At 64.5% G+C, this 7,662-nt stretch carries 6 protein-coding genes and 1 pseudogene; 1 reads left to right on the top strand and 6 read right to left on the bottom strand.

The genetic code is table 11. The features are described 5' to 3' along the window. Window positions 1–418: pseudogene (locus RT424_RS21300) on the bottom strand (TonB-dependent receptor); the annotation flags it as partial. A gap of 188 nt (window positions 419–606) precedes the next feature. Between RT424_RS21300 and RT424_RS21305 the strand changes: the two are divergent. Next, on the top strand, window positions 607–1,818 hold the full coding sequence (locus RT424_RS21305; RefSeq protein ID WP_313442323.1) for a TetR family transcriptional regulator: 1,212 nt from the start codon (window positions 607–609) through the stop codon (window positions 1,816–1,818). Between the two features lie 58 nt (window positions 1,819–1,876). Here the strand turns inward: RT424_RS21305 and RT424_RS21310 are convergent, their stop codons facing one another. The 5 genes from RT424_RS21310 to RT424_RS21330 all read right to left on the bottom strand — a co-directional run bounded on the left by RT424_RS21310 (window position 1,877) and on the right by RT424_RS21330 (window position 7,565). Further along, window positions 1,877–2,725, bottom strand: coding sequence for a TorF family putative porin (locus RT424_RS21310; protein ID WP_313442325.1), 849 nt, complete (start codon window positions 2,723–2,725; stop codon window positions 1,877–1,879). A 258-nt stretch (window positions 2,726–2,983) separates the two neighbouring features. Continuing rightward, window positions 2,984–4,534: a SulP family inorganic anion transporter gene (locus RT424_RS21315; RefSeq protein ID WP_313442327.1), complete on the bottom strand. Its 1,551-nt coding sequence runs from the start codon at window positions 4,532–4,534 to the stop codon at window positions 2,984–2,986. Continuing rightward, on the bottom strand, window positions 4,531–5,220 hold the full coding sequence (locus RT424_RS21320; protein WP_313442330.1) for a carbonic anhydrase: 690 nt from the start codon (window positions 5,218–5,220) through the stop codon (window positions 4,531–4,533). The genes RT424_RS21315 and RT424_RS21320 overlap by 4 nt, the downstream gene beginning before the upstream one ends. A 279-nt stretch (window positions 5,221–5,499) precedes the next feature. Next, window positions 5,500–6,825: an ATP-binding protein gene (locus RT424_RS21325; protein WP_313442332.1), complete on the bottom strand. Its 1,326-nt coding sequence runs from the start codon at window positions 6,823–6,825 to the stop codon at window positions 5,500–5,502. After that, complete coding sequence (locus RT424_RS21330) at window positions 6,825–7,565, bottom strand: response regulator transcription factor (protein ID WP_313442334.1); 741 nt, start codon at window positions 7,563–7,565, stop codon at window positions 6,825–6,827. The genes RT424_RS21325 and RT424_RS21330 overlap by 1 nt, the downstream gene beginning before the upstream one ends. Between the last annotated feature and the right edge of the window lie 97 nt (window positions 7,566–7,662).

The raw sequence follows: 7,662 nt of genomic DNA on the forward strand, positions 1-7,662 counted from the left end.
CGTCGATATAGACACCGACGCCCTGATCGCGCGCGGGCTGGTTGGCATCGCCCAGCGTGCCGATACCGCGCATGCCCACGATCAGCGCGGAGCTGCGGGAGAAACTGGGCGCGATGCGGAGCGAAGGAATCGAGCCGTCCGCCAGCGATTCCAGCGATACGACATGGCGGTTCTGAAGGTCTTCCGAACCCATGACCGCGATCGAGATCGGCGTGGTCTGGAGGTTGGTTTCGCGCTTCTGTGCGCTGACCACGATATCGCCGAGACCGGGACCGGCTTCAACGGCGGCGCTTTCCGCTGCCCCATCGGAGCTATCGGCCGCACCGGTAGCGGCATGGGCCGCGCCCGCCAGAAGCGCACCAAGCGCGGAGCCGGCCAAGGCAATGGAACGGTACGAAACGAAGTTGCGGACGGACATGAAAATGGACCCTCATGAAACTGACGGGCTGTCCGCTAGAACGTCTGTATGTCAGCCGTGTTACGTTTGTCCCACAGGATGACAATGGTGGGATTGGATCGCTTGCGCCGGGTTTTGCGCTTATGGCATTGTGATCGGGTCGGTGGTTACGCCCGCTTCAGACCATAGGAAAAGGCTTCCGGTGAAACGTGTTGAGTTCTGAGATTAACGGATTTTCATCGCAGGAAAGGCTGATTCGAGGGGCGCTTGCCATCTGGGCGAATCAAGGCCACTCGGCCATGTCCGCGCGCTCAATCTCGCGTGACACCGCTCTGCCGACATCCAGCATCTATCATCACTTCGGTTCCATGGAACAGTTGTTGCAATCGGCTCAGGCCCATGCACGAGATGCTGCGCAAGCATGGTGCGAGGCCAAGATCGCAGAAATATCCAGTTGGCCCAGCGGCGGAGGCCCCGAGTCGCTGGCTCGCATGCTGGCGGTATTCCTGGACGATTGGGTGCAGGACAACCGTGATCTCGCCTTCGCGTGGAACCAGTGCCATCTGCTGGCGCAGCGTGATGCCGCCTATCTCCCGGCCATCGATGCCTGGCGCCGTACCTGGGCGAGTTTCTGGAACGAGGCCTGCGACCGCGCGGGCCTGGCCGAACATGCCGGAGCCACCTCGCACATCTTCGAAGCGACGGGACAGATGCATCTGATCCGCTGGAACCGGATGATCGACCGGGCGGCACTTGATGAGTTCTGCACGGGCTGGGGCCAGTGGCTGTCCGGCTCGCTAGCCGAGGAAGGTCCATGGAGGCGCCACGCGCGTGAGATCGCTTTGGCTTCCGCGCCCGAACTCTCGGCGCCCAACGGGGTCGCCGCCATGATCGCCGATGCCGCGGCGGATGTCGTCGAGGATCTGGGCATTGCCGCGCTGACCCACCGGGCGGTGGCTGCGGGTGCCGGAGTGACCCTGGGCGTCGTCTCCTACAATTATCGCACCAGCGCCGATCTCGTCCGCGCCGCATTCGACGCGATCTATCGCCGGCTCACTGCGCCCATTCGGGACAAACCTGCATATCCCACCGATCGGGGAGAGATGCTGGCGGCGTGGGCGGACTTTTCTTCGCAGCCGCGCCGTCTGGCCGCCATGGAGGAATTGATCCTGGCCGTCGCGCGTGACCCTGGCTTGCGCGATTTCGGGCCCCAACTTCGGTATCTGCGGGGGCGAAGCAGCAGCTTGCAGCTTGCCGCACAGCTCGGTCCGGAAGCCAGCATTTCGCCGCTCGATGCCGCTATCTATTCAAGCTTGGTTTCAGGCCAGCGCCGGGCGCTGATCGGGCTGCCGGAAGCCGACATTCATGCGGGCCTCGATGCCGCGGACGCGCTGATCGCGGGGCTGCGCAAAGCAGATTGACGCCAGGGATGACGCCCGCACCGGCCAGGCGGTTGCAGGCATCATCCCGTGGCAAGCATCAGAAGCTGGCGCCGACCGAGAAGAGCACGGTCGATCCGGCGATCTGCGAACCGTTCTTCGTCGAGGAGAAGTTAGGCTGCAGGTAAGCGCTTTGCGACTTCGAGATATCGGTGTCGACATAGGCGACGCCCAGCGTGACCGGGCCAAGGGCGAGATCGGCGCCCAGCATCCAGTCCAGATATTCGCCGGTGGGGGCGACGCTAGTGCCGTTCGGCCCGAGGCCCGAGTTGCCGTTGGAGTAGCCGAAGTGCGCCTTGACCGTCAGCGGCGTGTTGGGGATCGCGGCGTTGCCGTCCGCCCAGAGATAGAGGTTGTCGGTTTCCTTGCCGAAGTTGCCGATGCCGGCGGCATAGTCGGCGCCGCTTGCATAGACCTTGCCCAGAGCCTGCTGCTTCGGCGCGTAAGCTACGCCGACGAGCAGGTTGGCAGGGCCCACCGTGCCGGAAAGCTTGACGTAAGGCTCGGCGAAATCGGTGTCCGAAGCGCCGCCCGGATACATGTACCAGGTCAGGCCGACGTCCAGCTTCACGCCGCTGGTGATTTCGGTGGCATAGCCGCCGACGAGGTCCAGTTCCATGTTCGAACCGCCGAAAGTTCCCCAGCCCGAAAGGTTCGAGGCCCAGGTTCCGACATAGAGCCCGGTGGCGTGGGAAACGGTGATGCCGCCCTGAACGGCCATTTCCTTGTCGGTCTGCGAGACGCCGCGGAAGCGGTAGTCGGAAACGAGCCCTACAGTGCCCGATACCGTAATCTCGCTCGGGACCTCTTCCTGGGCCATTGCCGGAGCAGAGAAAGCAATACCGGACGCGGCAAGGCCAAGCAGGCCTGCGGCAAGACGGATCTTCATATGGAACGCCCTCATGTTGTTGTCGCGTTCCATCCTGCGGCCTGCAGCCGAGCCCTACATACATGGCGGGCCCGTTTCGTGCAGACGTGATGATTTCTAGTGGCTCCCGTTCCCCAATGCAAGTCAAGATCGTTGCGGAACGGTTTTCCGCAGGCGCGGCCGGGAGGGGGCAAAAAGAAACCGGGCGGTGCAGAGACCGCCCGGCAAAGGGTGACACGAAGGCGAAAGCGTCCGTGCGTTACGAGAGTTCAACCTTAGTCAGGCCGCCACGGGCAGCGGCCGAAGGATCGGCTCAGGGCCGGTCACGCGGTCCGCATGGCCGCTCTGGCGGCGCCGGTTGAGCCACTCGCTGATGGTTTCGGCCGTGGTGTGGTCCATGACCTTGAGCTGGCCCAGGTCGAGATGGACCGGACGACCGTGCGGCAGTTTCTCCAGCACCTTGTTGAGGCGGGTGAGACCGAGGAAGGTTGCACCCCCGCCGAGAGCAAGGCGGGTTGCTTCGCCGGTCTCGTGCTCTTCCACGTTCAGCTTCAGGTTGCGGAAATGCGGAGCGAGTTCCAGCACGGTCAGCGCCAGTCCCACCAGCACGCCGGTCAGCAGATCGGTAGTGACGACCAGAACGAACGTCACCGCCCAGATCACGGCCGGGAACGCGCCGTAGTTGTGGAACAGGTGGCGTACGTGGCTCAGGCTGACGAGACGCCAGCCGGTGACGACCAGCACGCCGCCCAATGCGGCCATCGGCACTTCACGCAGCAGCCAGGGCAGCAGCGCGATGAAAGCCAGGATCCAGGTACCGTGAAGGATCGTCGACAGGCGCGTGCGGGCACCGGCCTGCACGTTGGCCGAACTGCGCACGATCACGCCGGTCATCGGCAGGGCGCCGAACAGGCCGCAGAGCAGGTTGCCGATGCCCTGCGCGCGAAGTTCCTTGTCGTACTTCGTGCGAACGCCATCGTGCATGCGATCGACGGCTGCGGCCGAAAGCAGCGTTTCGGCGCTGGCGATGAAGGCGATCGCGAGAGCCGCGACGATCAGCGTCGGATTGCCGAGCGGCGAGAACCAGCCTGTGGTGGTCGGCAGGGTGAAAGCGGCACCGATCGATTCCGGCACGGCGATGCGGGCGACATCGAGACCCATGATCCAGGCCACTGCCGTTGCAGCGACGACGCCGAGCAGGGCGCCGGGGACGAGGCCCATGCTCTTGGGGCGGACCTTCTCCCAGCCGAGCATCACCGCCATGGTGAGCACGCCCAGCATCAGCGCCAGTTCGGTGGACGCAACGTTACCGGGGTCGAGGCCGAGGATACGCGCAGGCATCATCGCCATGTTTTCAAGCCCGCTGGACATCGGCTTCTGGTCGAAGAGGATGTGGAACTGGCCGATCACGATCAGCGCACCGATGCCGGCCAGCATGCCGTGAACCACGGCGGGACTGATGGCGCGGAACAGGCCGCCAAGGCGCAGGGCGCCGGCGACGAGCTGGAACACGCCGGCGAGCAGCAGGACCGGGCCAAGCGCTTCGAGGCCGTGCTCGCGCACGAATTCGAAGACAATGACGGCAAGGCCGGCCGCCGGCCCGCTCACCTGAAGCGGCGAGCCTGCCAGAAGGCCGACAACGAGGCCGCCGATGATGCCCGTGACGAGCCCCTTTTCAGGGGGCACGCCCGAAGCGATGGCGATGCCCATGCAGAGGGGCATCGCAACCAGGAAGACCACGATGGACGCGGTGAAATCCCGGCCGAAGTGGGCGAATGGCCCGCTTCGTGTTGCCTCCGAAGAGGTCGCGGTTGTGGTTGCAGTCGTCATTCTGCTGCCTCTGCGAATTCGGTGGCGAAGCGTGCCTTGGCGGCAAGCGCGACCGGAAGGGGAGCGTCTTCACGCAAGGGCACGAACTGGCCGGTTTCACCGTCAAGTCCGAGCACCTGCCCGGCATGAATATCGACGAACCAGCCGTGAAGGGTCATTTGCCCGCGTGCGATCGCAGCGGCTACCGAAGGGTGCGTGCGCAGATGGCTGATTTGGGCGATGATGTTCTCCAGCGTGATCGCGCGGACGCGGTCGTTGCCCTGAAGCTCTCCGTGGCAGGTGCTGACGATGTGCTCGGCGGCGGCGCCGTGCTTGAGCCAGGCGGCCACGTTCGGCATCGCTTCGAGGCCGGTGGGATCGGCCAGCGCCTTCATCGCGCCGCAGCCGGAGTGGCCGCTGATAATGATGTCGCGCACGCCGAGTGCGGCCACAGCATACTCCACGGTGGAGGTGACGCCTCCGTTCTGGGTCGCATAGGGCGGCACCATGTTGCCGGCGTTGCGGCACACGAAGAGATCGCCGGGCTGGGCCTGCATGATCTGCTCGGGCACGATACGGGAATCCGCGCAGGAGATCATCAGGGCCTTGGGCTCCTGACCTTCGTTGGCGAGTTTGCCGAACAGTTCGCTGCTGGCGGGAAAGATGGTCTTCTCGAAATGGAAGACCCTGCCGATCAGTTCATTCACTCTCGTCACCTTTCGTGAATCCAGGTGCTCCGCGCTCTCCGGAGGGGTGGGGGGACGGGGCGCGGAGCTTAGTGACGAAAATTACGGACCGCTGTTTTCGGCAGTCGTTCGCATTTGTCAGGAAATGTTGCTGCGGCGCAGCGTAATAGTCAACGATTGCAGGCGAAATCCGCAGTGCAGCAGGGTTTTGCCTAGTTTCGTGCCGTGTGTCCCGCTATTGCGGAACTATAACAGAGACATAAGGCAAAGTGTCTGTCGTGCTGCTTTGCAGCACGGCTTCTACCGCATTGCGACGGGCAGCCTGATCGTTGCGCGCAGTCCGCCTTCCGGCCGATTTCTCAGGTCGAGCGTGCCGCCGTCCAGACGCACTGCCTTGCGTACGATCGGCAAGCCCAGACCCATGCCGGCCGTGTCGCGCGCACGTGCGGTATCGAGACGGACGAAAGGCTGGAGCGCATCGGTGATTCGGTCTTCGGGGATGCCGGGCCCATCGTCGTCGATGGTGATCTCTGCGGCGCCGCCGTCCCGGCGCAGGGTGACGCGGACATTGCCGCCATAATGAAGCGCGTTTTCTATGAGGTTCGACAAGGCACGCCGAATCGACACCGGCCGCGCCATGATCTCAAGGCTGGACAGGCCCGCATAGGTGGCGTCGGCGCCTCGGTCCGCTGCGGTGTCGACAAGGGTTTCGGCCATGATGGCAAGATCGATCCGCTCGGCGGGGATCTGTGTGCCGCCGGTCTCGACGTAAGCCTGGATCGAGTCCAGCAGCATGCGCATCTCGTCGATGTCATGGTTGATGCCGTCGCGGACGACAGGATCGACCTCGCCATCGTCCAACCGCAGGCGCATGCGGGCAAGCGGCGTCTTGAGGTCGTGGCCGATGGCAAGCATCGTATGCGTGCGGTCGAGCAGGGACTGGTGGATGCGTTCCTGCATCTCGTTCATCGCGCGGATTAGTTCGCGCATCTCGTCCGGCCCGCGTTCCGGCACGAGCCTTGGCGGTCCGGCGCCGAAATTCCGGGTAGCGCGGATCAGCGAGCGGAGGGGGTTCAACGCGGCGCGAAGCAGCAGCCATGCCAGCGAGATCAGCAGCAGGGTGGGCAGCACCAGGCTGGCGAACCGGCCGATGCTGAGCTTCCAGGCGGAGCGCGCGTGCGTCCGGAAATCCAGGAATGCGCCGTCCGACAGGCGGAGCGAGCCGCCGATGTTGCCTTCCCGCGGGATCGATTCGAGGTGAAGTTCGAGATCGCTATGCGCCAGTTCGGGCGCCATCTCCAACACCTGGGTTCGCAGGTTCGCCAGGCTCAGCGATCCGCGATAACGGCGGCCCGGCTCGATCAGCCGCAACGAGAACTGCGACGTGCTGAGCGCGGACGTGACGACCTGCCGGTCCTCTTTGCCCGCGTGTTCGATTGCGCGGCTTGCGAGCACCAGGTTTTCAGCGATCCGTTGGGCGTCGTCCCGGCGCAATTCGAACGTGTTGGCACGTTCGAACAGCACCGTGTTGCAGATCACGTCGATGACGAAGACCAGCAGAAGGACGGCAATCAACCGCTCGGGCAGGCCGAAGCGCCGGAACAGGCGGAACCGGCGCAAGGACATCAGGCGCGCGTAACCTCTGCCTTGAACATGTAGCCGACGCCGCGAACGGTGACGATCGGAGACTCTCCACCTTCGGCCTGAAGCTTGCGACGCAGACGGCTGACGAGGACGTCCACGCTGCGATCGGAGCTGTCGCCCAGCCGCGAACGCGAGAGCTCGATCAGGCGCTCACGGCCGAGCACGCGCTGCGGATAGGCCAGGAACGTGGCCAGCAGATCGAACTCCGCGCCGGTCAGATCGACCATGGCCCCCGTAGGCGAACGCAGCTCGCGGCGCGCCATGGAGAGGTTCCAGCCTTCGAAGTGGATGGATTCCGGCGTGCGCCCGTCGGCCACCGTGTCGCTGCCGGTAAATTCGGCGGCGGCGGGATTGTTTCCGCCCCGGCGCAGAACGGCGCTGACGCGGGCGGCGAGTTCGCGCGTGCTGAAAGGCTTGGCTAGGTAATCGTCCGCGCCCAGTTCCAGCCCGAGCACGCGGTCTTCCTCGCTGCCGCGGGCGCTGATGAAGATCACCGGAATGTCGCATTCGCGGCGCAGACGGCGGAACAGGTCGAAGCCGCTGGTGCCGGGCAACATGATGTCGAGAACGACGAGGCTGACCGGTCCTTCGCGCAGAGTTACCCACATTTCGGCGCCGGTGGCCGCGGTAAGGACGTTGAAGCCGCTTTGCCGAAGGGCGCGGGCCGTCAGGGTGCGCAGAGGACCATCGTCCTCCACCAGCAGGATCGTCGGCGTGGGCATCGGGCCTTCATCGAGATGGCGATATATGGGGGCTGTCGTGTTGTTCATTTTCTCTTCATGCACAGATGTAGGTTTTCAGGCGCGCCATGGCAAACGG

The organism is Novosphingobium sp. (genome assembly GCF_032093395.1).
In the GTDB taxonomy this organism is placed as follows: Bacteria; Pseudomonadota; Alphaproteobacteria; order Sphingomonadales; family Sphingomonadaceae; genus Novosphingobium.